The organism is Streptomyces griseosporeus (assembly GCF_014656055.1).
Lineage (GTDB): Bacteria > Actinomycetota > Actinomycetes > Streptomycetales > Streptomycetaceae > Streptomyces > Streptomyces griseosporeus.
In genome coordinates this window covers 384,792-409,531 of record NZ_BNBR01000002.1, presented here as the reverse complement: position 1 = coordinate 409,531, position 24,740 = coordinate 384,792, and the positions used below count along the sequence as shown (strand labels likewise).

Annotated in this window: 19 protein-coding genes; 10 read left to right on the top strand and 9 right to left on the bottom strand. The window is 71.5% G+C overall.

Features of this window, described 5'->3' with window-relative positions; genetic code table 11:
* Positions 1-28: 28 nt before the first annotated feature.
* On the bottom strand, positions 29-688 hold the full coding sequence (locus IE308_RS10845; protein WP_190217709.1) for a nucleotidyltransferase family protein: 660 nt from the start codon (positions 686-688) through the stop codon (positions 29-31).
* Between the two features lie 318 nt (positions 689-1,006).
* On the opposite strand from IE308_RS10845, the gene xynA reads away from it, so the two are divergent.
* On the top strand, positions 1,007-2,029 hold the full coding sequence (gene xynA, locus IE308_RS10840; protein WP_190217708.1) for an endo-1,4-beta-xylanase XynA: 1,023 nt from the start codon (positions 1,007-1,009) through the stop codon (positions 2,027-2,029).
* A 29-nt stretch (positions 2,030-2,058) separates the two neighbouring features.
* Positions 2,059-3,066, top strand: coding sequence for a polysaccharide deacetylase family protein (locus IE308_RS10835; protein ID WP_190217707.1), 1,008 nt, complete (start codon positions 2,059-2,061; stop codon positions 3,064-3,066).
* Positions 3,067-3,123: 57 nt separating this feature from the next.
* Here the strand turns inward: IE308_RS10835 and IE308_RS10830 are convergent, their stop codons facing one another.
* A complete protein-coding gene (locus IE308_RS10830) occupies positions 3,124-4,101 on the bottom strand; it encodes a helix-turn-helix domain-containing protein (protein WP_190217706.1) in 978 nt (325 codons plus the stop codon).
* A gap of 114 nt (positions 4,102-4,215) precedes the next feature.
* On the opposite strand from IE308_RS10830, the gene IE308_RS10825 reads away from it, so the two are divergent.
* Positions 4,216-5,271 (top strand): saccharopine dehydrogenase family protein, encoded by a 1,056-nt coding sequence (locus tag IE308_RS10825; protein WP_190217705.1) that lies wholly within the window; start codon positions 4,216-4,218, stop codon positions 5,269-5,271.
* A 31-nt stretch (positions 5,272-5,302) separates the two neighbouring features.
* On the opposite strand, the gene IE308_RS10820 is transcribed toward IE308_RS10825, so the two are convergent.
* Positions 5,303-6,382, bottom strand: a complete 1,080-nt coding sequence (locus tag IE308_RS10820) for a DUF1996 domain-containing protein (protein WP_190217704.1) — start codon at positions 6,380-6,382, stop codon at positions 5,303-5,305.
* A gap of 26 nt (positions 6,383-6,408) precedes the next feature.
* Entirely contained in the window at positions 6,409-8,541 is a 2,133-nt protein-coding gene (locus tag IE308_RS10815) for a discoidin domain-containing protein (RefSeq protein WP_190217703.1), read from the bottom strand.
* Between the two features lie 298 nt (positions 8,542-8,839).
* Between IE308_RS10815 and IE308_RS10810 the strand changes: the two genes are divergently transcribed.
* Positions 8,840-11,380 (top strand): discoidin domain-containing protein, encoded by a 2,541-nt coding sequence (locus IE308_RS10810; protein ID WP_190217702.1) that lies wholly within the window; start codon positions 8,840-8,842, stop codon positions 11,378-11,380.
* A 94-nt stretch (positions 11,381-11,474) separates the two neighbouring features.
* Here IE308_RS10810 and IE308_RS10805 read toward each other — a convergent pair whose 3' ends face one another.
* Positions 11,475-12,092: a TOPRIM nucleotidyl transferase/hydrolase domain-containing protein gene (locus IE308_RS10805; protein WP_190217701.1), complete on the bottom strand. Its 618-nt coding sequence runs from the start codon at positions 12,090-12,092 to the stop codon at positions 11,475-11,477.
* A gap of 119 nt (positions 12,093-12,211) precedes the next feature.
* On the opposite strand from IE308_RS10805, the gene IE308_RS10800 reads away from it, so the two are divergent.
* The gene (locus tag IE308_RS10800; RefSeq protein WP_229908822.1) at positions 12,212-12,817 is read left to right on the top strand and encodes an SRPBCC domain-containing protein; all 606 of its coding nucleotides are present in this window, start codon (positions 12,212-12,214) and stop codon (positions 12,815-12,817) included.
* 98 nt (positions 12,818-12,915) lie between these two features.
* On the opposite strand, the gene IE308_RS10795 is transcribed toward IE308_RS10800, so the two are convergent.
* Together IE308_RS10795 and IE308_RS10790 are read right to left on the bottom strand one after the other, a co-directional pair.
* Entirely contained in the window at positions 12,916-14,214 is a 1,299-nt protein-coding gene (locus tag IE308_RS10795; RefSeq protein ID WP_373314500.1) for a phosphatase PAP2 family protein, read from the bottom strand.
* Between the two features lie 226 nt (positions 14,215-14,440).
* On the bottom strand, positions 14,441-14,881 hold the full coding sequence (locus IE308_RS10790) for a helix-turn-helix domain-containing protein (protein ID WP_190217699.1): 441 nt from the start codon (positions 14,879-14,881) through the stop codon (positions 14,441-14,443).
* Positions 14,882-15,157: 276 nt separating this feature from the next.
* Between IE308_RS10790 and IE308_RS10785 the strand changes: the two genes are divergently transcribed.
* Together IE308_RS10785 and IE308_RS10780 are read left to right on the top strand one after the other, a co-directional pair.
* Complete coding sequence (locus IE308_RS10785; RefSeq protein WP_190217698.1) at positions 15,158-15,574, top strand: hypothetical protein; 417 nt, start codon at positions 15,158-15,160, stop codon at positions 15,572-15,574.
* A gap of 83 nt (positions 15,575-15,657) precedes the next feature.
* Positions 15,658-17,535, top strand: coding sequence for a DUF6528 family protein (locus IE308_RS10780; RefSeq protein WP_190217697.1), 1,878 nt, complete (start codon positions 15,658-15,660; stop codon positions 17,533-17,535).
* Positions 17,536-17,549: 14 nt separating this feature from the next.
* On the opposite strand, the gene IE308_RS10775 is transcribed toward IE308_RS10780, so the two are convergent.
* Entirely contained in the window at positions 17,550-19,736 is a 2,187-nt protein-coding gene (locus IE308_RS10775; protein ID WP_190217696.1) for a SpoIIE family protein phosphatase, read from the bottom strand.
* A 197-nt stretch (positions 19,737-19,933) separates the two neighbouring features.
* Here IE308_RS10775 and IE308_RS10770 point away from each other — a divergent pair, with 197 nt between their 5' ends.
* Positions 19,934-22,396 (top strand): SpoIIE family protein phosphatase, encoded by a 2,463-nt coding sequence (locus IE308_RS10770; RefSeq protein WP_190217695.1) that lies wholly within the window; start codon positions 19,934-19,936, stop codon positions 22,394-22,396.
* Between the two features lie 95 nt (positions 22,397-22,491).
* On the top strand, positions 22,492-22,965 hold the full coding sequence (locus IE308_RS10765; RefSeq protein ID WP_190217694.1) for a DUF6174 domain-containing protein: 474 nt from the start codon (positions 22,492-22,494) through the stop codon (positions 22,963-22,965).
* Here the strand turns inward: IE308_RS10765 and IE308_RS10760 are convergent.
* Positions 22,956-23,453: a lamin tail domain-containing protein gene (locus tag IE308_RS10760; RefSeq protein ID WP_190217693.1), complete on the bottom strand. Its 498-nt coding sequence runs from the start codon at positions 23,451-23,453 to the stop codon at positions 22,956-22,958. The genes IE308_RS10765 and IE308_RS10760 overlap by 10 nt on opposite strands.
* A 361-nt stretch (positions 23,454-23,814) precedes the next feature.
* Between IE308_RS10760 and IE308_RS10755 the strand changes: the two genes are divergently transcribed.
* Positions 23,815-24,705: an SDR family oxidoreductase gene (locus IE308_RS10755; RefSeq protein WP_190217692.1), complete on the top strand. Its 891-nt coding sequence runs from the start codon at positions 23,815-23,817 to the stop codon at positions 24,703-24,705.
* Positions 24,706-24,740: the final 35 nt, after the last annotated feature.

Sequence of the window (24,740 nt, the reverse complement as noted above, 5' to 3'; positions counted from 1 at the left end):
CGCGGCGAGATCGGGGTCCGATCAGCGATCACGGCTCGATCACGTTCAGTCGTTCGAGGAGGAAGAGGAACGCGGCGGGCATCGGCTCCTCGCCGCACTCACGCCGCACCTCCGCCCAGTCGATCTTCTCCCGCAGCGCCCGGGCGAAGGGCAGGACGGCCCCGAAGTCGCAGTAGTGCTCCGAGAACGCGGACACCTTGCTCACCAGCAGGTCCGTCGCCGACAGCACCGGCATGCGCACCGACTCCACCGGGATCTCCACGGCGCGGTCCAGCAACTCGGCAGTGACCGGCCGGTGCGCCAGCCGGAAGATGAGGTCGACGGACTGTGCGAAGCACTCGGTCTTCAGCAGCCAGTCCTCCGGAGGCCTGCGCACCTCCAGCCCGCCCTCGCGCAGCGTCTCCGTCACCGCCTCCGCGTCCTCGGCGCGGACGCAGAAGTCGGCGTCGTGCTGCAGGTTGGTGCCCGCACCATGGGCGTACGCGGCGACGCTGCCGGCCAGGGCGAACCGGTGTCCCCGTTGTTTCAGCAGGGTGCCCACCTGCTTGGTCGCCTCCAGGATCGCCTGCGTCCGGTCCTCCGGCAGATCCCGCACCTCGGCGGCCCCGGCCGGCTCCTCCGTCGCCACCCGCAGGCCTCCGGAAACCGCACGCCGTACGGCCGCCGGATCGTCGCCCATCTGCGCCATGACCACTCCCTTCGTAGCGGGATCCAAGTACCCGGCGCGCTCCCTCCGACACAGGCCGAACCCGCGTCGAAAGATTCGGCGAAAGATTCGAGCGTTACGACGCTTCGGGCGATCACCATTCGGTGAAGGGCGCCGGGATCGTCGGGATGTCTATTGTCGGCTTCGCCTGTGAGCTGGGAAAACATACCAAGAGTCCACGCGCACCCTGCCACTGATATTTCGGAATGCCTATCGAAAGTATTGACAGTTGACAGGGGCAAGCCAAAACTGACGCTCCACAAACCCCGTCCACCTCACGACGACGAGGAGGAGACCCCCATGCACGACGCACCCGCACCCCCGACGCGCCCGGGGCGCGCCCGCCCCGCTTGGTTCAGCCGTTTCCGACTGCTCCTCAGCAGCGCCTGCACCCTGCTCCTGGTCGGTGTCGCCGCGCTGACCCTGCCGGGCACCGCGCAGGCCGACACGACCGTCACGACCAACCAGACCGGCACCAACAACGGCTACTACTACTCGTTCTGGACCGACTCCCCCGGCACCGTGTCCATGAACATGGGCGCCGGCGGCAACTACAGCACCTCCTGGCGCAACACCGGCAACTTCGTCGCCGGCAAGGGCTGGAGCAACGGCGGCCGCCGCAGCGTGACCTACTCGGGCACCTTCAACCCGTCCGGCAACGCCTACCTGTCCCTGTACGGGTGGACCTCCAACCCGCTGGTCGAGTACTACATCGTCGACAACTGGGGCACCTACCGCCCCACCGGCACCTTCATGGGCACCGTCACCAGTGACGGCGGCACCTACGACATCTACAAGACGACGCGCTACAACGCCCCCTCCGTCGAAGGGACGCGCACCTTCGACCAGTACTGGAGCGTCCGGCAGACGCGGCGGACCGGCGGCACCATCACCACCGGCAACCACTTCGACGCCTGGGCCCGCGCGGGCATGCCCCTCGGCAGCTTCAACTACTACATGATCATGGCGACCGAGGGTTACCAGAGCAGCGGCAGCTCCAACATCACGCTCGGCTCCACCTCGGGCGGCGACACCGGCGGAGGCGGGGGCGGCGGCGGCAGCTGCACCGCGACGCTGTCGGCCGGTCAGCAGTGGAGTGACCGGTACAACCTGAACGTGTCCGTCTCCGGGTCGAGCAACTGGACGGTGACGATGAACGTGCCGTCCCCGGCGAAGGTGCTGTCCACCTGGAACGTCAGCGCCAGCTACCCGAGCAGTCAGGTGCTGGTGGGCAAGCCCAACGGCAGCGGCAACAACTGGGGCGTGACGATCCAGCCCAACGGCAACTGGACCTGGCCGACGGTCTCCTGTACCGCGAGCTGACCCGGAACGAGGCTGGAGGAGACCACCCCATGAGAATCCGCAAGCGCACCGGAGCGCGCTCCGTGCGCTCCCTGATCACGAAACTGGCCGTCGTCGCGATGACCGCAGCAGGTACCGCAGGCACGCTGACCGTCAGCTCCGCCCCGCCGGCGCAGGCGGCCACCTGCAGCGGGTACGTCGGCCTCACCTTCGACGACGGCCCGTCCGGCAACACGTCCGCCCTGCTGAGCGCGCTCAAGCAGAACGGGCTGCGCGCCACGATGTTCAACGAGGGCCAGTACGCCGCCGCCAACCCGTCCCTGGTCAAGGCCCAGGTCGACGCGGGCATGTGGGTCGGCAACCACAGCTACACCCACCCGCACCTCACCCAGCTGAGCCAGGCCCAGATCGACTCGGAGATCTCCCGGACCCAGCAGGCCATCGCGGCGGCGGGCGGCGGCACGCCGAAGCTGTTCCGTCCGCCGTACGGCGAGACCAACGCGACGGTGCGGACGGTCGAGGCCAAGTACGGCCTGACCGAGATCATCTGGGACGTCGACTCGCAGGACTGGAACGGCGCCAGCGTCGACGCGATCGTCCAGGCCGTCGGCCGGCTCACCAGCGGGCAGGTCATCCTCATGCACGACTGGCCCGCCAACACCCTCGCCGCGATCCCGCGGATCGCCCAGGTGCTCGCCTCCAAGAACCTGTGCTCGGGGATGATCTCCCCGCAGACGGGACGGGCCGTGGCACCCGACGGCGGCGGGACCGGCGGTGGCGGGGGCGGCGGCGGCAGCTGCACCGCGACGCTGTCGGCCGGTCAGCAGTGGGGCGACCGGTACAACCTGAACGTGTCCGTCTCCGGGTCGAGCAACTGGACGGTGACGATGAACGTGCCGTCCCCGGCGAAGGTGCTGTCCACCTGGAACGTCAGCGCCAGCTACCCGAGCAGTCAGGTGCTGGTGGGCAAGCCCAACGGCAGCGGCAACAACTGGGGCGTGACGATCCAGCCCAACGGCAACTGGACCTGGCCGACGGTCTCCTGCACCGCGAGCTGACGGCCCGGACCCCTACGAGGAACAGCGCATCGTGACGCGGCGGCTCCGGTCGCCGCGTCACCTCGCCGTCGCGCGGAAGGTCCGGCGATAGGTGTCCGGGGGCACCCCGACCGTGCGGTGGAAGTGGCGCCGCAGGGTCGTCGCGGTGCCCATGCCGGTGGCCGTAGCGACGGAGTCGATCGTGTCGTCGGTGGTCTCCAGCAGCTCCTGCGCGTGACGGATCCGCTGCGTGAGCAGCCACTGCAGCGGCGTCGAGCCCGTCACGGCCCGGAAGTGGCGGCCCAGGTTGCGCGAGCTCATCCCCGCCCTGCGGGCCAGGTCCTCCACGGTCAGCGGACGGTCGAGGTTCTCCAGCACCCAGGGCAGGAGTTCGGCGAGCGGATGGTTCCCGGGGGAGGGGACCGGCGTCGACACGAACTGGGCCTGACCGCCGGCCCGGTGCGGAGGCACGACCAGGCGGCGGGCGACCGTGTTGGCGACCGACGCGCCGCGGTCGAGCCGGACCAGGTGCAGGCAGAGGTCCACCGCGGCGGCCTTCCCCGCGGACGTGAGGACGCTGCCGTTGTCGACGTACAGCACGTCCGGATCGACCTCGACCCGGGGATGGCGGGCCGCCAGCACGTCGGTGTGCGCCCAGTGGGTCGTCGCGCGCCGGCCGTCCAGCAGCCCGGCCGCCGCCAGCACGAACGCGCCCGTGCACAGCGACGCCACCCGCGCGCCCGCCTCGTGCGCCGCGCGCACCGCGTCGACCAGGTCGGCGGGCGGGTCGACGTCGACATCGGCCCACCCGGGCACGATCACCGTGCCGGCACGCGCCAGCCCGTCCAGACCGTGCTCCGGCTCGACCGTGAACCGGCCCAGCCGTACGGCGTCCGTGCCGCACACGACCAGGTCGTACCAGGGCCCGTCCACCGCGTCGGGCGCCGAGCCGAACACCTCGTACGCCACCGACAGCTCGAAGTGCAGCATCCCGTCGGTCACCGCGAGCGCGACCCGCCCAGGCCGCCCCGTCCCCACACGCTCACCCACACTCATGTCCGTAATTGTATGGGTGTTGTCGTTGCGGACACTCACGCGACCGTGTCCGCCCCCGCCAGGATGGCCGTAGTTGACCGTTCAAGCAGGACTGTTCGAACAGGGGAGTGAGTCATGGCGGCGGGACAGAGAGTGGTCGTGTACGGCGCGTACGGGCATACCGGGCGGTTCGTGGTGGCCGAGCTGGAGGCGCGCGGATTCGTCCCGGTCCTCTCCGGCCGCGACGCCGGCAAGCTGCGCGCCCTCGCGGCCCACCGCCCCGGGGCGGAGATCCGGCCCGCGGCGGCCGACGACGCGGCGGCCCTCGACCGCGCCCTGGCCGGCACCGCCGCCGTGATCAACTGCGCCGGCCCCTTCGCGGCGACCGCCGGTCCCCTGATCGAGGCGGCCCTGCGCGCCGGCCTGCCCTATCTGGACGTGGCGGCCGAACTCGAGGCCAACGTCGACACGTTCACCCGGTACGCCGACCGCGCCCGCACCGCGGGGGCGCTGATCGTCCCGGCGATGGCCTTCTACGGCGGCCTCGGCGACCTCCTCGCCACCGCGGCGATGGGCGACTGGGCGGCGGCCGACGAAGTGGACGTGGCCTACGCGCTGAGCAGCTGGCACCCCACCGCCGGGACCCGGGCCTCCGGCGCGGTCTCCCGGCAGCGACGGGGCGACGCCCGCCTGGTGTTCACGGGAGGGCGGCTGGAACGCCGCCACGACGCGCAGCCCTCCTTCACCTGGCCGTTCCCGGACCCGGTCGGCCCCAGCCCCGTCGTCGGGGAGTTCACCATGGCCGACGTCGTCACCGTGCCCAGCCACCTGGCCGTCCCGGAGGTCCGGACCCACATGACGGTGACGGCGGCCCGGCATGTGACGGCCCCCGACACCCCGGCCCCGGTCCCCGCCGACGACCACGGCCGGTCCGCGCAGACCTTCCTCGTCGACGTCGTCGTACGCTCCGGCGGCCGGGAGCGGCGGGCCGTCGCCCGCGGACAGGACATCTACGCCGTCACCGCGCCGCTCGTCGTGGAGGCCGTCGACCGCGTCCTCACCGGCCGGACCCGGGCCGTCGGCGTCGTCTCCGCCGGCCGCGCCTTCGACGCCCCCGACTTCCTGCACGCGCTCGCCCCGCACCTGTCGGTGGAACTGCCGGCAGCGGGCCCCGGCCGGCTCGCGGGGTGAGGCGTCCGGCCGGGGCGACGACCCGCTCCCGTCAGGGCAGCCGGTAGTCGGTGTTCAGGACCGCGCCCGCCTCCGGATGCGTCTGGTCGTACCCGCGGGCGTCGCACTGCAGGCCGCCCACGATGCAGTGGTCGACCAGGGCCTTGAGCGTGCGGTCCTCCCAGGCGTTGAAGAAGTCGTAGTGGAAGGAGTAGCCCCGGCCGCTGGCCAGGCGCACCTGGGACATGTCGCCGTTGACCGGGAACGCCATCTTGAACTCGATCATCGGCAGGGCGACCGGATGGTCGGCGGGACACATGTTGTCGTTGGTGCCGGGCTTGACCACCGGATAGGCCATGTGGCTCTTGTGGTCCGGCGTGTCGAGGTACTTGCCGTCCCAGCAACTCGGCGCCTGGAAGCGGATGTTGAGCTGCACGTCGGGCCGGCTCGGGCAGCTCGCGGGGAAGTCGACGTTGAAGTAGCTGTCGCCGCACTCCCAGCCCTCGACGAAACCGCGGTGCCGGCGGAACTCGTCGGCGCTCTGCATCGGGTCGCCGACGACGAACCGCAGACCCTTGGGGAAGGGCCGCACACTGGTGTAGTCGGTGACGCCGGCCTTGTAGTAGATGGTCTGCGGGCCGACCGGCAGGATCTTCCGGTCGCCGTTGTAGAGCGAGGGCATCCAGTAGCCGGAGGCGTCGGCGGGAGCCTTGCAGGTGGTGGTGGTGCCGGACAGGGAGGCCGTGGTGCTGTACGCGTTCGTGGAGGTGTTGCCCATGAACGTGTGGTCGTGGGACCTGCCGGGCTGCCCCGGGTAGACGATCGGGTCGTCCGCCGCGGTGTGCGTGACCGAGCAGTTGGCCTGGAACTCGTGGAAGTAGCGCGGCGGCGGCGTGGCCGTGGACGGGGTCACGCCGGTGACCTGCGGCACCGCCGGGATGTAGCCGTCGCCGTCCGGGTCGTCGCCGGAGGACAGGGTGGACACGGCCATGGTGTGGCCGGCGTGGGTGGCGGCCACGGCGTCGCCGGGCTGGCCGGTGGCTGCCGAGGCGATGGTGCCGACGCCTAGGCCGGCGGCGGTCAGGGCGGTGCCGAGGAGGAGCGCGGGGAGCCGTTTCGGACGCGGTCTCATGGAGTTCTCCTGCGGGTAGGGGCGGGTCAGCCGTAGATGCCTAGCTCGTGCAGGGAGTAGCCCCAGCCCGTGCCGCGCGCCGTCAGCTGCAGACGCACGTACCGGGCCGTGGCCGGGAGCGGGACGGTGTCGACGTCGCCGTCCCCGGCGGCCGTCGAGTACACCGAACGCCAGGTGGTGCCGTCGTCCGAGACCTGCACGGCGTAGGACTTCGCGTAGGCCGGGTCCCAGACGAGCTGGAGCGTGCGCAGCGCCTTCGCGGCGCCGAGGTCGACCTGGAACCACTGGGGGTCGCTCCAGTCACTGGCCCAGCGGGTGTCGGCGCGGCCGTCGACCGCCAGCTGCGGCGTGCAGGGGCAGTCGCCGTACGACGCCTGGGAGGAGGAGGCGGTGGCCGGCCGGTTCAGCGCCAGGTTCGTCCCGCTCACCGGCGGCGCGACGACCTTGACGGACCGGGTCTCGATGCCGGCGTTGCCGTGCCCGTCCTCCACCTGGAGGTAGACCTTCCACACGCCGAGCTTCTGCGGCGCGGTGACGGCGAACGTGCCGCTGCCGGTGGCGCGCCACTGCGCCTCGACGAGCCGCTTGTCGCCGCTGGCGTAATTGCCGCTGAGGAAGACCTTGTAGGTGACCGGGTCGCCGTCCGGGTCGCGGACGTCGGCGCGCACGGTGAACTCGCCGCCGGCGGGCGCCGAGGAGGCCGGGGAGACGGACATCGTGCTGATGACCGGGGGAGTGTTGTCCCCGGCCGTCGAGCCGGTGTAGGCCCGTTTGACGGCGTAGTAGGACAGCCGCTTCATCCGGTCGGGCACGAGGTTGAACCACACGCCGCCGAAGTCGTGCTCGGTGCCGTAGTGGAAGAGCGTGGCGCCCAGGGCGACGCCCTGGTGACCGGTCACGCAGTTCCAGGCCTTGGTGTACGCGTCCGCCTTCTGCACGTCGGTCGGCTCGTCGGGGACGCCGTTGACGTCGTTCGGCACCTCCCACTCGCCGGCCGGTCCGGTCTCGGTGATGACGTAGGGCTTGGTGTAGCCGCCGTCGATCCAGTCCTGCCGGACCTTGCACACGCCGTTGTAGGCGTTCACCGCGTACAGGTCGAGGTCGGGGGCGTTGCGCCGGTAGTACGGCCAGGCACCCGTCCACGCGTCGGTGGAGGTGACCGGGTGGTCGGGGTCGATGCTGTGGATCTTCCGGGCGACGTCGTTGACGAAGCTGGTGTACGCGTTGCGCTGCGCCTCCAGCTCGCTGCCGCTGTAGCAGTTCTGCAGGCCCAGCACCGACTCGTTGCCGACGTTCCACATCAGCGTCGCCGGATGGCTCTTGTAGGCCTCCACCCACTGGGCGAACTGGCTGAGGGAGTCGTTCTTGTACGTCGTGTCGGTCACGTAGTTCACGCAGCCGCCGGAGCCCGGGCCGCCGCCCGGCTGCAGCCAGAAGCCGTTGATCACCCGGATGCCGTTGGCCGCCGCGGCGTCGAGGAGGGCCTTGCTCGAACCGTCGGTGCCCCAGGTGCGGATGGTGTTGGCGCCCATCGCCCGTACGTCCGGCAGGTACGTGGGAGCGTCCGCGATCGCCGGGCCCCAGGTGACGCCCTTGACGGTGTACGGCGCTCCGCCGACCGTCAGCCGCCAGTTGCCCTGGCTGCCCTCGACCTTGACGGCGCCGGGGGCCGGGGTGCCGCCGGCCGAGCCGTAGACCTGGAACTCCCAGACGGAGTAGCCGTATCCGGTGGCGCGGGCGAGGCCCTGCATCCGCACGTAGCGGCCGCTGCCCGAGACGGCGAGGTCGTCGGTGCCGCCGTCGCCGCCGGTCACCTTACGCAGGGTGCGCCAGTCGGTGCCGTTGTCGGAGGCCTGGATCTCGTAGTCCTTGCCGTAGGCGGCCTCCCAGGTCAGCACCACGCGGCTGAGGTTCGCCGAGCGGCCGAGGTCGACCTGGAGCCACTGCTGGTCGCTCCACTGGCTGGCCCAGCGGGTGCCGGTGAGATCGCCGTCGACCGCGGCCGCCGGCGTGTAGCCGGCCCCCTCCTGCGAGGAGGCCGTGGCCGGCCGGCCCTGGGACAGGAGGGCGTCGGCCGCGTGGGCGCCGGGGGCGAGCACGACGGTGGTGAGTGACGACGCGAGGAGCGCGCCGAGGGCGAGGAAGGACCTTCCGGGCATGCCGGACGAGCGTCTGGGCACGGGTGCTCCTCAGGGGGAGAGAGGCTGTGGGGAGAGCCGTCCATGGCCACGAGGGCGGGAGCGCTCTCCGACCATGCCCCCAGGCCATGGCACGGTCAAGGAGGTGAACACATTTTTCTTCGAGCTTGATTTAAGTGTTTATCTCTTGCAGGGGTACGGCGGTTTCGTCGGTGCCGAGGGCTTGTCATGCACCGGAAATCACTAGTTAACTCACGCCTTGAACTAAGCATGCGGTGGCTCCCCATGCCATCGCCCACCCCACCCCGCAGGGACCCGTATGAGACTCAGATCCCTGGGCGCCGCGCTCGCCGTCACGGCCGCGCTGACCGCCCTGCCGCTCACGACCACACCGGCCGCCGCGGCCGAAACCCCCTTGTCGCAGGGGAAGTCGGCGACCGCCTCCTCGACGGAGAACGCCGGCACCCCCGCCGCCGGCGCCGTCGACGGCAGCACCGCGACCCGCTGGTCTTCGGCCGCCTCCGACAACCAGTGGCTCCAGGTCGACCTCGGCGCGAGCGCCTCCGTCACCCAGGTCGTCCTCAACTGGGAGGCCGCCTACGGCAAGGACTACAAGGTCCAGATCTCGAACGACGGCAGCACCTGGACCGACCTGAAGTCCGTCACCGGCGGCGACGGCGGCATCGACACCCTCGACGTCAGCGGCCAGGGCCGCTACGTGCGTATGCTCGGTGTCCACCGCGCCACTACCTGGGGCTACTCGCTCTGGGAGTTCCAGGTGTTCGGCACCGCCGGCGGTACCCAGACCGGCTGCGGCACGGCCAACGCCGCACAGGGCAGGCCCGCCTCGGCGTCCTCCACCGAGAACGCCGGCACCCCCGCCTCGGCCGCCTTCGACGGCAGCACCACGACCCGCTGGTCCAGCCAGCCCGCCGACCCGCAGTGGCTGCAGGTCGACCTCGGCTCGGTGCAGACCCTGTGCAAGGTCGACCTCAACTGGGAAGCCGCGTACGGCAAGGACTTCCAGATCCAGGCCTCCGCCGACGGACAGAGCTGGACCACGCTGAAGAGCGTCACCGGCGCGACCGGCGGCACGGCCTCCTACGATGTGAGCGGCTCCGGCCGGTACGTCCGGATCTACGGCACCGCCCGCGGAACCGGCTACGGATACTCCCTCTGGGAGGTCGCCGTGCACACCACCGGCACCGGCGTGCCGCCCGTCCAGGGCGGCGGCGACCTCGGTCCGAACGTCATCGTCGTCGACCCCTCGACCCCCAATCTCCAGCAGAAGTTCGACCAGGTCTTCGCCCAGCAGGAGTCGGCCCAGTTCGGCAGCGGCCGCTACCAGTTCCTGCTCAAGCCGGGCACGTACAACGGCATCAACGCCCAGCTCGGCTTCTACACCTCCGTCTCCGGCCTCGGCCTGAACCCCGACGACACCCAGATCAACGGGGACATCACCGTCGACGCGGGCTGGTTCAACGGCAACGCCACCCAGAACTTCTGGCGTTCGGCGGAGAACCTCGCCATCACCCCGTCCAACGGCACCGACCGCTGGGCCGTGGCCCAGGCCGCGCCATTCCGCCGTATCCACGTCAAGGGCGGCCTCAACCTGGCGCCGAACGGCTACGGCTGGGCCTCCGGCGGCTACATCGCCGACTCCAAGATCGACGGCACCGTCGGGCCGTACTCCCAGCAGCAGTGGTACACCCGCGACAGCTCCGTCGGCGGCTGGACCAACGGCGTGTGGAACATGACCTTCACAGGCGTCCAGGGCGCACCGGCCACCAACTTCGACAGCGGCCCGTACACCACGCTGGACACCACCCCCGTCTCCCGCGAGAAGCCCTTCCTCTACCTCGACGGCTCCGCCTACAAGGTGTTCGTCCCGGCCAAGCGCACCAACGCGCGCGGCGTCTCCTGGCCGGCCAACGCGGGCACGTCGATCCCGCTCGACCAGTTCTACGTCGTCAAGCCGGGCGCGACCGCGGCCACCATCAACCAGGCGCTCGCCCAGGGCCTGAACCTGCTGTTCACGCCCGGTGTCTACCACCTCGACCGGACGATCGAGGTCAACCGCGCCGACACCGTCGTCCTCGGCCTCGGCCTGGCCACGCTCGTCCCGGACAACGGCGTCGACGCGATGCACGTCGCCGACGTGGACGGCGTACGGCTCGCCGGGTTCCTCATCGACGCGGGCCCGGTCAACTCCGACACGCTGCTGCGCATCGGCACCCCGGGCGCGACGGCCGACCACTCCGCCAACCCCACCACGATGCAGGACGTGTTCATCCGCATCGGCGGCGCCGGACCCGGCCTCGCCACCAACTCCGTGGTGGTCAACAGCAACAACACCGTCATCGACCACACCTGGATCTGGCGCGCCGACCACGGCAGCGGCGTCGGCTGGGACACCAACCGCGCCGACTACGGCCTGCGCGTCAACGGCAACGACGTCCTCGCCACCGGCCTTTTCGTGGAGCACTTCAACAAGTACGACGTCTACTGGAGCGGCGAACGCGGCCGGACCATCTTCTTCCAGAACGAGAAGGCCTACGACGCCCCGAACGCCGCCGCCATCACCCACGACGGCATCACCGGCTACGCGGCCTACAAGGTCGCCGACACCGTCACCACCCACGAGGCCTGGGGCCTGGGCAGCTACTGCAACTACACGGCCGACCCGTCGATCGTGCAGGCCCACGGCTTCCAGGTGCCCGTCAAGCCGGGCATCAAGATGCACGACCTGCTGGTGATCTCCCTCGGCGGCATGGGTCAGTACGCCCACGTCGTCAACGACACCGGCGCCCCCACCTCGGGGACGAGCACCGTCCCGTCCAAGGTGATCCAGTTCCCGTGACCGGCACCCGTCCCTGACCGACCGACCCCACGGCGAGCCGCCACGACCGGCTCGCCGTGGGCCCACCCCGGGCTGGCCGGCCCGGGGCCGGCGGTCACACGCTCGCCAGGAGATCGTCGAGCGGCGCCGGCACCTGCCCGGGCTCCAGGGCGTCGACCAGGAGATGGCCGTAGCGGATCTTGCGGCCCTTCTTCGTGCCGAGGAAGCGCCGCAACTGCTGCTCGCGGGCCCGGCCGTGCTGGGCGGGCTGGCGCAGGAACGTCAGCCAGGCCCGCAGGTCGCCCTCGGCCCCCACGATCTCCTCCACCCGCGGCGTGCCCAACGCCCGGATCAGCTCGTCCTCCAGGTCCGACACGCACACGAAGAAGCCCTCCTGCGAGGCCCCCGCCCGCTTCAGCCCCCGCTCGTAGTACGGCTGTTCGCGTACGTCGCACAGCCCCGTCAGCCGCAGCCCGAGCCCGGGCGGACCCAGCAGCCCGGCGTAGCGGCCGATGTTCATCGCCCCGCCCATCGACACCACGCACACCCCCTCGGCGGCGAGGTCCCGGCCGCGCCGGGCGGCCAGCGTCTCCACGGCCGCGAGGTCGCTCAGCCCCTCCACCAACACCACGGTCCGCACGCCCGGTTGCGCGGCGAGCACGCCCGCCGGATCGCCGGGACCACCGTCCGCCCAGCGGGTGACGGCGTCCCGGAACCCCTGTATGTCGACCATGGAAGGAGTCTGCACCTCCCGCGCCGCCACGGCACCCGATATCCGCCGCCCGCCGGGGACATGGCGGCCGCCCGGCCCCGCATGCGATCCTGGCGCCCCCTCGGTGAGGAGACCGGCAGGTGGTCTCCGCGCAACCCATGGCACAGGACACGGTGGCACCGGCCGTACGGGAGCTGATCGCCCGGCGGTCCGCCATGACGCGAAGTGAGGACGACATGATCACCCCCGGAACGGGCACGGTGCCGGAGGTCCGGCACGACAGCTTCACGGTCGGCCTGGAGCTCCCGGCGCCGCCGGAGACGGTGTTCGAGGCCTTCGCCGACACACCGCTGCGCCGCCGGTGGTTCCGGCTGCCGGGACGTGAGCTGTCGTACCGGCACGACTTCGCGGTGCCCGGCGGCGAGACGGCGACCAGTGAGTTCCCGGTGCCGGACGCGCCGCCCGAGCGCCTCGCGTACGCGTCCCGCTATCTCGACATCACCAGCGCGGCGCGGATCGTCTACACGTACACGTCCACCGTGAACGACCTGCTGCGCTGGACCTCGCTGGTGACCGTCGAGCTGCGCCCGGAGGGCGGCGGCACCCGGCTGCGCTGGACCGAGCAGGCGGCCTTCCTTACCCCGTCCGAGGAGCCGGCGCACGACCTGCCGCATCTGCGGGGAGCCACCCGGCTGCGGCTGAACGGACTCGCGGCGGCCGTGCGGGCCGGGCGGCAGGACACCTGACGGGGCGGGACGGGACGGGGCGCCGGGCCGGCGTCAGCCGGCGTCGGGACGGCACGGGCGTCCCGACGCCGGCCGTCCCACAGGCCGGTGCTCCCGGGTCACGCCAGCGCGGGCTGTGCTTCCGCCGGCTGCGCCGGTGCGGACACCGGCTCCCAGAGCCGGGTGGTGCGCGCGTAGCCGTAGATCACCGAGACCATCGCCAGGACGAGCAGCGGCCCGAAGACCCAGGGAAGGCGGGCCATCTCCATCGGCAGGTAGCGGTAGGACACCAGCAGGGCGGTGAAGACCACGGTGCCGTACGCGACCAGCTGGATCCCCGCACGGTCCCAGCCGCGGGCGAGCGAGCGCAGGCCCGCCTCGATCGTCAGCGCGAAGACGACACCGGCGATGAGGTCCACGCCGTAGTGGTAGCCGAAGCCCAGCGTCGCGCCGAGCGTGGCGATCAGCCAGAACGTGCCGGCGAACCGCAGCAGGCGCGGGCCCCTGCGGGAGTGGACGAAGATCGTCGTGGCCCAGGCCGTGTGCAGGCTGGGCATGCAGTTGCGCGGGGTGATCTCGTCGAACGGTATGGCGTGCGGGGTCTGCAGCACGGGTGCCGTCTCCGGCCACAGGTTCGCGATCGCCCAGTGCCCGCCGTCGGCGCCGTAGACGAAGATCGGGCCGACCGTCGGGAAGAGCATGTAGATGCCCGGCCCGAGGAGCCCGATCACCAGGAAGGTCCGCACCAGGTGGTGGCGCGGGAAGCGGCGCTCGTCCGCCACGTGCCGCAGCTGGTACAGCGCGACGACCACCGCGGCCACCGCGAGCTGGATGTACACGTAGTCCAGGACGTGCGCGCCCACCGTGCCGGTGGCCCGGACGGCCCGCCCGACCAGCCACGACGGATCGCCCAGCGCGTGGTCGGCGGTCGCCACGTACGGGTCGAGCACCAGCGGGCGGGTCTTGGAGGTGATCAGCAGCCACGCGTCGCCGGTCTTGCGGCCCGCGACCAGCAGCAGGCCAAGGCCGACCCCCTTCAGCAGCAGGACGCGGTCCTGGCCGGTGCGGCGGGTGACGGCGATGACCGCACACCCGAGGATCACCAGCAGGGCGCCGTTGCCGAAGCCGTGCCCGTGGGGCGTGTGGATGTCGAACACCCACCGCACGAGGGCGAAGACGGTGTCGATGCCGACCGCGACACCGGCCGCCACGAAACGCTGCCGCCAGGTCAGCACCACCATCATCAGCGCCATGCTGGCGTACAGCAGCGGTCCCGACTTGGGAGGGAAGATCACCTCCCGTACCTGGTTGGTGATCGGTCCGCGGACGCCGTAGTGCCGTGCGGCGATCTCCAGGGCGATGAGGAACCCGAGGGCCACCACGCCCGCCGCGATCCACAGCGCGTTTCTTCGGTTGATCCGCGGAAGCTCCCGCGATGTTAGCGATATCAATTCATTCAGCCGATTTGTCGGATTTCGGGTTGATCGGTACGAGTTCGATCATGTTAGCGGAGGGACGCAAGGGGGCCTCAGGGGCCGCGGGCCGCCGTCGTGGGGCCCGCGGTGCGGAGCAGGACTCCTCCCGGCCCCGCGCGCCGTCCCGCACCGTGTCCCTCCCGCGCCCTGGGTCGCTCGACGGTGCACCCTAGCTCTTCGGGCCCTCCGCCCGCCGCGCCTCCTCCCCGGCCTGCTCGACGAGGCCCCGCACCACGTCGAGCCCGTGGGCGGAGAGGGTGGCCACCGCGGCCGCGCGCAGGGCGACCGCCTTGACGTCGTTGTTGCGCATGGCGGTGATGAGGGCGAGCTGGGCCATGGTCCGGTCGGCGACGGCGTCGTCGACGAAGTAGCCGACCGGGACGCCGAAGAACGCGGCGAGCGCGCGCAGGGTGCCGATGGTGGGGTTGGGTGCCTTGCCGTTCATCAGCATCGACAGCCGGCCCACCGAGAGGGAGGCGCCGCCCGGCTCGTCGCCCCCGTTGATGCCGTCGACGACTTCCTGAAGGGTGTGGCGTCTGCCGAGCGGCTGGACATGCTCGAAGAGGTACTCGAGGCGGTCGGCCAGCCGCCGCCCTTCCGTCTCACTCACGCTCGCTCACCTCTCGACGCCGCCTGCCGTGCCGGCATTATCCCGCGCCTTCGCCCACGGCCGGGCCGTCGACGGGCCGGGGGCGACACCTGACCCGGGTCCACCATATAAAAGTGCTCTCGAAGGCGAGTCGAGTGCAGGTGGAGATCTCAAGTCGCCTGGTTGCGCGGCCAGTTCTGCGGCTAACTCAGAAAACGAGCTTTCACTAAAGTGAAATCCGTTGCTATGGTGGCGCAGCGCCGGTCGGGCGCACATCCCAGCCTGAGGAGACACCAGATGCTCCGCAAGTTCGGCAAGTTGGCAGCTGTCGCAGCCGTGGCAACCGCGGCCGTGTCGCTCGCGAGCGCTCCGGCGAGTGCCGCGTCCACGGCGTACAACACCAGGACCGTGTGGGTGGACGGGATCCCGCGCGAGACCGACGCCGACGCGTGCACCACCCGGACGCTGTACCTGAGCTCCGGCACCTACACCTGGACCCAGATCCTCAACAACAGCCGCTATCCGAGCCGCGACATCTACCTCGCCGCGGGCACGTACACCTGGACGGACTGCATCCGCCCGCACGATTACTCCTACCAGCAGACTTCGACGCTGGACAAGGCGGGCAGCTCCCCGGCCACCCTGAACGACCCGTCGTTCCAGCTGGACGCCGGGGACGTCACCTTCGGATCGCTGCTCGACCCGCACTTCTGACAGACCCCGAGCGGGCCGCCCGGACGCCACGGCGCCCGGACGGCCCGCTCACTGCACTGACCCAGCACAGGAGAAGAACCCACGTGACCTACCGACAAGTCCGGGTACGGGCCGCCGTCGCCGGGCTCGCCGCGGCCGTCTGGGCCGCGCTCGCGCTCAGCGGGCCCGGCACAGCCCGGGGCGAGGAAGCAGCCGGCACCGGCACCCCCGAGCGGCAGACCGCCGCCGCGTACACCACTCCCCAGGGCCTGTCGCCGATCGTGCAGAGCGGGCCGCGCAACATCATCACGCGCGTCCAGGACACCTACGTCAGCAGCACGGACGCACGCGACCACTCGGCCGGCGCCGTGCTGCACATCGGCACCCCGGACAACGGCACGACCAAGTACCGCAGTTACCTCCAGTTCGACGTCTCCAAGCTGCGCGGCGCCAGCATCAAGAGCGCCAAGCTGCGGCTCTACGACTCCTACACCGGCTCCTGCGACGGCTGGTGGATGTACGTCGACCCGGTCGCCTCGTCCTGGAACCAGTCGACCCTCACCTGGGCCAACAAGCCCGGCGTCACCGCCGGCTACCAGGCCTCGGCCAACTTCGGCATCGGCCACCCCAACTGCCCCGACGTCCCCAACCGGACCGACCCCGACCAGTCGAACGGCCTGCGCCGCATCGACGTGACGTCGATGGTCAACGCCTGGGCCCAGGGCACGCTGCCCAACTACGGCATGCAGCTCTCCGCGGGCGAACTGGACAGCAAGGCCTACAAGGACTTCTGCTCCATGAACCCCGACTCCGCCGACTACGCGTGCAACCTCGCCTACTTCACGCCCACCCTCGAGGTGGAGTTCAACGCGGGCGCGACCGCGCTCATGGCGGGGGACAACTACGCGGCGGACTACGGCGGCTACCCCGCCACCAGCCCGACGCTGGAGTTCTACGACACCACCAACCCGGCGGTGTGGGCGGCCTCGGGGCCGTACCAGCGCTGGCTCCCGGACGCCTACCACGCGATCCTGGACTCCTCTCTGGTCAGCGGCACGTCCACCGTGCCCGGCGGCACCTTCGGCGGCGGCACCGAGTTCAAGCTGCGGCCCCTGGGCGCGTACAGCTCCAGCGGATCGCTCAGCAGCCGGCTGATGGTGATGGGCGACGGCAACAGCGGGTTCGTCGGCGTCATCCCGTTCCCGGCGCTGTCCGGATACCGCTGGGCGATCAATGTCGGCCACAGCGTCAATCTGCACGGGGTCGAACTGCTGCCCAACGGCAGTGTGGCCGTCGCCGAGGTCGGCACGGCCTCCGTGCGCCTCTACACCGCGGCGCAGGGCGCGCCCGGCAACAGCCCGAGCGCCTGGCAGACCCCGTACGACAGCGAGCCGCTCGCGGGCGCCCACCAGGTGCTGTGGGACGACACGATGAACTCCCTCTGGGCGATCGGCGACACGCAGCTGGTGCGCTACAGCCTCACCGCCGACGGGAAGCTGCAGAAGGAAAACTCCTACGCCCTGCCGAAGAACGGCACGAGCCCGGCCTACGGGCACGACATCGCGCCCGTGTACGGCGACCCGGACCGGCTGTGGGTGTCGGCCAACGCCGGCGCGGTGCAGTTCTCCAAGAGTGGCCAGAGCGCCTGCTACGCCGGCAGCCGTTGGCCGACCACGGCGGAACTGGGGCCCGACGCCTCGCACTGGTGCACCGACTATCCGAACGAGTCGCAGGTCAACCGGTACAGCATGGTGAAGTCGGTGGGCAACGACCCGGCGACCGGCCGGGTCGCCACCGTCTGCGTGCAGCGGGACCCGAACAAGACCGACAACTGTCACCCCCCGTCCGGCAGCGATGCCTGGAGCGGCTGGACCACGCCGGTGATCGACTTCGTGGACGCGAGCGGCCGCAACAGCTACTCGTGGAAGGAGGCCTACGCGGCCTACTACCGCGCACGCTGGCTGGTGCCCAGCTACACGTGACGCGTGAGGGCTGACTACACGGCCCGCGCCACCAGCAGCGCCACGTCGTCGTGGTCGTCGGGGTGGCGCAGGCCGTACAGCAGCAGGTCGCAGGTCTCCTCCAGGGACCGCTCCGGCTCGTCGAGGAAGCCGAGCAGCGCGTTCAGCCGCTCGTCGATGGGATGCTGCCGGGTCTCGACGAGACCGTCGGTGTAGAGCACGAGCACATCGCCGGGCACGAGATCGACCGTCGCCGTCTCGAACCGGATCCCGCCGACGCCCAGCGGTGCCCCCGAAGGCAGCTCCAGCAGCCTCGGGGGCTCGCCCACGCGGGCCAGCGCGGGCGGCATGTGGCCCGCGTTGGCGATGCAGCACTGCCGTGTCCGCGGGTCGAACACGGCGTACAGGCAGGTCACGATGTAGTGCTCCAGATCGCAGGTGATCTTGTCGAGGTGCTGGAGCACCTCACCCGGATGCAGGTCGAGATCCGCGTACGCGCACGTGGCGGTGCGCAGCCGGCCCATCGTGGCGGCGGCGTCGATGCCGTTGCCCATCACGTCGCCGACCACCAGGGCCGTCTTGTCGTTTTCCAGGCGCAGTACGTCGTACCAGTCGCCGCCCACCTCGCTGGTGGCCTGCGCCGGCTGGTAGCGCGAGGCCAGCTCCAGACCCGTGTGGTGGGGCGGATGGTCGGGCAGCAGACTGCGCTGCAGCGTCAGGGCCGTGTTGCGCACGCTCTGGAACCAGCGGGCGTTGTCGATGGCGATCGCGGCCCGGCTCGCCAGCTCGCCCGCCAGCACGACGTCGTCCTCGTCGAACGGCACCGGATTGCGGGTGCGCTTGAGATCGAGCGCGCCCAGCACCTCGCCGTGGGCGATCAGCGGCACGGCGAGATACGAGTGGACACCGGCCCGCGCCAGCAGCGCGGCGCCCTCCGCGTCCCGGGCGATGCGCGGCAGGTCGCGCTCGTCGACATGCCGTACCAGCACCGGGCGGCCGGTGTGGACGCACAGCGTGACCAGCCGGTCGCCCTCGTAGGCGGCCACTTCGCCGGGCGCGTCGGCGGCGCTCAGCGCGACGGTGGGGTGGGCCGCCTTCAGGGCGAGCGCCCGGAACAGCTCCGGGCCGTTGTCCGGCTCGCGGACCCGGCGGCAGGCCAGGGCGGAGTCGAGGACGTCCACGGCGACCACGTCCGCGAGTTCCCGGCTGGTGATCTCGGCCAGCTCCGCGGCGGTCTGCTCCACCTCCAGCGTGGTGCCGACGCGGGTGGAGGCGTCGGCGATCAGGGCGAGCCGGCGGCGGGCCCGGTCCGCCTCGGCGGCCACCCGGTGCCGCTCGGTGACGTCGACGACGGAGGTGGCCGCGCCGAGCACCCGCCCGCCGGGGTCCTCCAGCCGGTAGAACGACAGCGACCAGGCCCGCTCCTGCTCGGGATCGGAGCGGGGCCGGCCCACGTGGTACTGGTCGAGCAGCGGCGTACCGGTGGTGAGCACCTGCCGCAGCGCCGATTCCACGGTGTCCACGTCCGGGAAGGGCAGCGTCTCCCGCAGGTGCCGGCCCACGTGGTCCTCGGCCGGGATGCCGTCGATCCGCTCCAGCGCCGGATTGACCAGCAGATACCGCAGTTCGGGGTCGAGCAGGGCGAGACCGATGGGGGACTGGTTGATCAGCCGCTCGCACAGCGCCAGGTCGGTCTCGACGCGCTGCAGCAGGTTGTGGTCGGCGGCCAGGCCCAGGGCGTAGACGTCCCCGAGGTCGTCCAGCAGCCGCATGTTGCGGAACTCCATCAGCCGCGTGCTGCCGTCCTTGTGCCGGACGGGGAACGCGCCGGCCCAGCTTCGGCCCGTCTCCAGGACCTCCGCGAACAGCTTCAGGACTCCGTGCAGATGCTCCGGGTGGATGATCAGCCGGGCCGCGGGCTTGCCGAGGGCCTCGGTCGCCGAGTAGCCGAAGAGCTCCTCCGCCTGCGGCGTCCAGAACACGATGCGCCCGTCGGTGTCGAGGACCAGCGCGGCCACGCTGAGCACGTCCAGCAGGCTGGTCTGGCGCGGCGGGTCGGAGTTGTACGGGTCGCCGGTGAGCCGGTCACCGAGGTGCCGCTCGTCGGCGTGCGGGTCGCCGCCGTGCGGGTCGCCGCCGTGCCGGTCGGTGTGGCGCCGGTCGCTGGTGTACGGGCCGCCGTTGTACGGATCGCTGTCGGACGGGAACGCTTCGGCTGTCATCCCTGGGCCTCCTCTGCCGGCCGGACGCACCGGCCCCCGCCGGCGCCGCCCTGCGGGCCGTGGCCCCGGCCCTTCCATGCTCCCTCCGGTCCGCGGGGCCGTGCACATCGGCCGGACAAGCAGCACCATAGGCGTGTAGGTCCTGTAGTTCCCTCTCATCCCTGCAGTTCCAGTAAGTCCGGTCAACGGCGGGACTCATGAATCCGGTGCGAAACGGCTCCGATCCGCCCGTGTCGGCGGGAGCGCACGACCTCTTCGACGCGTCCACGGACGCGGCCGCCGTCCTGTCCGCGCAGGGCGTCGTCCTCGGCTGGACGCGCGGCGCCGAGGACCTCCTCGGCTACCTCGCGCCCGAGGTCGTCGGCCGGTCCGCGGCGCCCCTCGCGGCGGTCTCCGACGATCCCGTACGCGTCGCCGCCGTCGCCGAACGCTGCCGTACCGGCATGGGCTGGAACGGCAGCGTCCCCCTGCGGCACCGCGACGGCCGCCGCGTCGACGCCGACCTGAGGGTGTCGGCCGCCTTCCGCCTCGCGGGCGACGAGTGTTTCCTGCTCTCCGCGCGCGAGCGGCGGCAGCGCTGGTCGGTCGGCGAGTCGGTCCTCGACGGCTTCCTCACCCGCTCGCCGGCCGGCATGGCGGTCATGGACCGGCAGCTGCGCTACGTATGGCTCAACGACACCCTGGAACGGCTCGGCGGCGTGCCCCGCGAGCAGCGGCTGGGCCGCCGGCTCAGCGAGGTGCTGCCCGGACTGCAGACGGACACCCTCGAAGGGCTGATGCGGAAGGTCCTGGAGACCGGCGAGCCCGTCACCGACTACGAGTACGCCGGCTGGAGCTGGTCCGACCCGCACCGCCGGCACGCCTACTCGACCTCCTTCTTCCCGCTGGTGGACGAGGACGACACGGTCAGCGGCGTGTGCTACATGGTCCTGGACGTCACCGAGCGGTGGAACGCCCGCCAGCTGCTGTCGCTGGTCAGCGAGGCCGGTACCCGCATCGGCCGGACCCTGGACGTGGGACGCACGGCCCAGGAACTCGCCGACTTCGCCGTGCCCCGCTTCGCCGACTTCGTCGTCGTCGACCTGCTCGAACCCGTGCTGAGCACCGCCGGGCACGGGGCGTGGCTGAGCGACGCGGGACCGGCGCCGGCCCGGCCGGTGCTGTGCCGGGCCGGCATGAGTTCGGTGCGGGAGGGCTGCCCTGAGGCCACGGCACGGGTCGGGGAGCGGGTGGACTCCTTCCCCCTGCCGCGTGACCTGAGCCGCCTGGTCACCGGGGAACCGACGCTGATCCCGGTACTGGAGCCGGACGGCGACCTGTGGGCCGGACCGCTCGCCGCGGCCACCGGCGGCATCCGCACCTTCGGCCTGCACTCCCTCCTCGCCGTGCCGATGCGGGCCCGCAACACCACCCTGGGTCTGGCCACCTTCGTCCGCTCGCTCAACCCCGTGTCCTTCGAGCCCGACGACGTCCTGGTGGCGCAGGAACTGGTGGCCCGGGCGGCGCTGTGCGTCGACAACGCCCGCCGCTACACCCGCGAGCACGAGGCCGCCGTCACCCTCCAGCGCAGCCTGCTGCCGCACGCCCTGAGCGGCGGCACCGCGCTGGAGGTGGCCTCCCACTATCTGCCCGCCGACCCGACCGGCGGGGTCGGCGGCGACTGGTTCGACGTCCTGCCGCTGTCCGGCGCGCGGGTGGGGCTCGTCGTCGGCGACGTCGTCGGGCACGGCATCACCGCGGCGGCGGCCATGGGCCGGCTGCGTACGGCCGTCCAGACCCTCGCCGACATGGAGCTGCCGCCCGACGACCTGCTGGCCCACCTCGACGACCTCGTGCTCCGGCTCAGCGAGGAGGAGACCCTCGACGAGGGCACCGACCGCGGGACGTCCGCGTTCCTCGGCGCGACCTGCCTGTACGCCGTGTACGACCCCGTCACCCGGCGGTGCGCGATGGCCCGGGCCGGGCATCCGCCGCCCGTGGTCGTCGGACCGGACGGCCGCGTCCACTTCCCCGCACCGCCCGCGGGCCCCCCACTCGGGCTGGGCGGGTTCGGCTTCGAGACCGGTGAGATCGAACTGCCGCCCGGCAGCCTCCTCGGCCTCTACACGGACGGTCTGATCGTCGGCGCCGACCGCGACATGGAGCGCGGCATGACCCGGCTCGGCGAGGCACTGGCCCGGCCCGGCGCCGCCCTCGGCCTCCTGTGCCGCGACGCAGTCGAGCGCCTCGTGCCCGGCCCCCAGTCCGACGACATCGCACTGCTCCTGGCGCGAACCCACGCCCTCGGCCCCGACCGCGTCGTCTCGTGGGACGTGCCCGTCGACCCCGCCGCCGTCGGCACCGTCCGGGCCGCCGCCACCCGCCAGGTCGAGGCATGGGGCCTCACCGAGCTGTCCATGCCGATGGAACTGATCGTCAGCGAACTCGTCACCAACGCGATCCGCTACGCCGCCCCGCCCATCCGTCTCCGCCTGCTCCGTGACGCCCGCCTGACCTGCGAGGTCGCCGACGCCAGCAGTACGGCCCCCCGCCTGCGCCACGCCCGCAGCACGGACGAGGGCGGCCGGGGCCTGTTCCTCGTGGCGCAGCTGGCCCACCGCTGGGGAGCGCGCTACACGGCCGACGGGAAGATCATCTGGGCGGAGCTGGAAATCCCCTGACCGCCCGGCGAACGTTCAGGGACCAAGCGGCGTCATAGTCCCGACTCGTCCGCTCGACGTGTCCACTCGACCTGTTCGCTCCCGAAAGGGGTGCCATGGCTGACGTCCGCTCCCGGACCCGTGCCACGACCTCCGCCGCCGTGCTTCTCGCGGCACTCTCCTGGACCGCCACCGCCTGTGCCGACCGGCAGCCACCGGAGGCGGCGCCGGCGCCGGCCACCGCGTGGCGCGAGCCGGCCTCCTACGACTACACACTCCAGTCCCACGAGGACGTGCTGTGGGGCACCTTCCAGGTCTCGGTCCGCGACGGCAAGGTGACCAAGGCCGTCGGCCTCGACACCGACAGCCGCCGCGCCCTGCGGGAGGGCCCCGGCGACCGCATCCCCACGATCGGCGGCCTGCTGGCCCGCCTGGACCGGGCCCGCACCGACGGCGCGGACACGGCCCAGGCCGACTACGCCCCCGACGGCCGCCCCGAGCGGATCACCCTGGACCCGGACACCAACGCGATCGACGACGAGGCCGAGTACGTGATCAGCGCGTACGCGCCGCGACCGGCTCAGCCGTGATAGGTGATGTACCCGTTGCCGTCCCGGTCGTTGTCGCGCTTGGTGTAAGCGTGCACGTCGGCGTAGGCGCCGGACGGCTTGACGAGGTAGATGGTGTCCTTGTCGTTGTTCCAGATGAAGTTGCAGTTCTGCCGGTAGGCGACGTTGCCCGCATCGGACTCGGTGCCGCGGCCACCGCGCAGCCTGACGTAGTCGCCGGGCTGGAGGTAGTGGTTGATGGTGAAGGTGTACCGGTTGCCGGCGGCGTCCTTCACCACGTAGCCCTTGAGGTTGACGGTCGTGCCGCTGGAGTAGTTCTTGATCGTCAGGTATTCGTCCCGGGTGTTGCCGCCGTTGCAGCGGTTGTCGTCCCGGCCCGGCGCGTCGTACTGGACGCCCTTGATCTTCAGTGCCGAGGAGTACTCGGCGGCCTGGGCCGGGGCGGCGGCGATGGCCGTGACGATCCCGGTGGCGGCGGCGGTGGCCGCCACCGTGTGACGTATGCGCATGAGGTTCCCCCCTCATCGGTACGGACGGTGCAGGCTCCGGAGCGTACCGAAGGTGAACACGCGGTGTAGGCAAGTGGAGAAAAAGTGAAGGGCGTTGAGGGGGTGGCATACCCGGAGGCCGAAGATCACCCGTTCGGCGCCGCATGCGGGCGCCGTGGCGGGCAATGCGGTCCTCTGGGACAGGGCGCCTTCGCGCGAGGGTGGCGCCCTCACCGGGCGGTGCCGTGGCCGACCCCCGAGTACGCCGCGGCACCGCCCGTCCCGCCATGCGTCCCCCGGCCCAGCGGGCCGGGGGCTTTCGTCCGGTGAGATCCGGGAACCCGATGCTCCGGTTCATCGCCTGACCAGCAAGGAGACCGACGTGAGCGACGGGCAGAACGCGCAGCAGGACCCCACGACGCAGCACCCGCGGCCCGACTTCCCCGACCAGGACCAGTCCCACCCCGGCTGGACGGGGCCGATGGACCCGCCGCCGGACCACGGCGAGGAGTCGTACCAGGGCTCCGGCAGGCTAGAGGGGCGCAAGACGGTCATCACGGGCGGCGACTCCGGCATCGGCCGGGCGGTCGCCCTGGCCTTCGCCCGCGAGGGCGCCGACGTGCTCTTCACCCACCTCGACGAGGAGGCGGAGGACGCACGCGAGACGGCCCGGCTGGTGGACGACGCCGGCCGGAAGGCGGTCGCCGTCCCCTGCGACATCCGTGAGGAGGCCAACTGCCGGGCGCTCGTCGACCGGGCGGTCGAGGAGTTCGGCCGGATCGACATCCTGGTGAACAACGCCGCCTACCAGATGTCCCAGCCGGACGGCATCGAGGCCATCAGCACCGAGCAGTTCGACCGCGTCCTGCGGACGAACCTGTACGGCATGTTCTGGCTGACCAAGTTCGCCCTGCCGCACATCCCGGAAGGCGGCAGCGTCATCAACTCCACGTCCGTCCAGGCGTACAAGCCCAGTCCGCACCTGCTGGACTACGCCATGACGAAGGGCGCGATCGTCACCTTCACCCAGGGGCTGGCCCAGATGGTCGCCGACCGGGGCATCCGCGTCAACGCCGTGGCGCCCGGCCCGGTCTGGACGCCCCTGATCCCCGCGACGATGCCGGACACCGCGGAGTTCGGCAAGCAGAGCCCGATGGGCCGCCCGGCCCAGCCCGCCGAACTGGCCCCGGCGTACGTCTATCTCGCCTCCCAGCAGGCCAGCTTCATCACGGCGGAGATCCTCAACGCGACCGGGGGCACACCCCTGCCCTAGGGCGTGTCCGCAAAGTCCCGTCTGCCGCCCGACGC

Excerpts from the sequence above, each read along its gene's own strand:
- IE308_RS10820 (WP_190217704.1), bottom strand. The coding sequence starts at position 6,382 with ATGAGACCGCGTCCGAAACGGCTCCCCGCGCTCCTCCTCGGCACCGCC.
- IE308_RS10835 (WP_190217707.1), top strand. The coding sequence starts at position 2,059 with ATGAGAATCCGCAAGCGCACCGGAGCGCGCTCCGTGCGCTCCCTGATC.
- IE308_RS10815 (WP_190217703.1), bottom strand. The coding sequence starts at position 8,541 with ATGCCCGGAAGGTCCTTCCTCGCCCTCGGCGCGCTCCTCGCGTCGTCA.
- IE308_RS10770 (WP_190217695.1), top strand. The coding sequence starts at position 19,934 with ATGAATCCGGTGCGAAACGGCTCCGATCCGCCCGTGTCGGCGGGAGCG.
- IE308_RS10810 (WP_190217702.1), top strand. The coding sequence starts at position 8,840 with ATGAGACTCAGATCCCTGGGCGCCGCGCTCGCCGTCACGGCCGCGCTG.
- IE308_RS10825 (WP_190217705.1), top strand. The coding sequence starts at position 4,216 with ATGGCGGCGGGACAGAGAGTGGTCGTGTACGGCGCGTACGGGCATACC.
- IE308_RS10845 (WP_190217709.1), bottom strand. The coding sequence starts at position 688 with ATGGCGCAGATGGGCGACGATCCGGCGGCCGTACGGCGTGCGGTTTCC.
- IE308_RS10760 (WP_190217693.1), bottom strand. The coding sequence starts at position 23,453 with ATGCGCATACGTCACACGGTGGCGGCCACCGCCGCCGCCACCGGGATC.
- IE308_RS10805 (WP_190217701.1), bottom strand. The coding sequence starts at position 12,092 with ATGGTCGACATACAGGGGTTCCGGGACGCCGTCACCCGCTGGGCGGAC.
- IE308_RS10830 (WP_190217706.1), bottom strand. The coding sequence starts at position 4,101 with ATGAGTGTGGGTGAGCGTGTGGGGACGGGGCGGCCTGGGCGGGTCGCG.
- IE308_RS10775 (WP_190217696.1), bottom strand. The coding sequence starts at position 19,736 with ATGACAGCCGAAGCGTTCCCGTCCGACAGCGATCCGTACAACGGCGGC.
- IE308_RS10765 (WP_190217694.1), top strand. The coding sequence starts at position 22,492 with ATGGCTGACGTCCGCTCCCGGACCCGTGCCACGACCTCCGCCGCCGTG.
- xynA (WP_190217708.1), top strand. The coding sequence starts at position 1,007 with ATGCACGACGCACCCGCACCCCCGACGCGCCCGGGGCGCGCCCGCCCC.
- IE308_RS10785 (WP_190217698.1), top strand. The coding sequence starts at position 15,158 with ATGCTCCGCAAGTTCGGCAAGTTGGCAGCTGTCGCAGCCGTGGCAACC.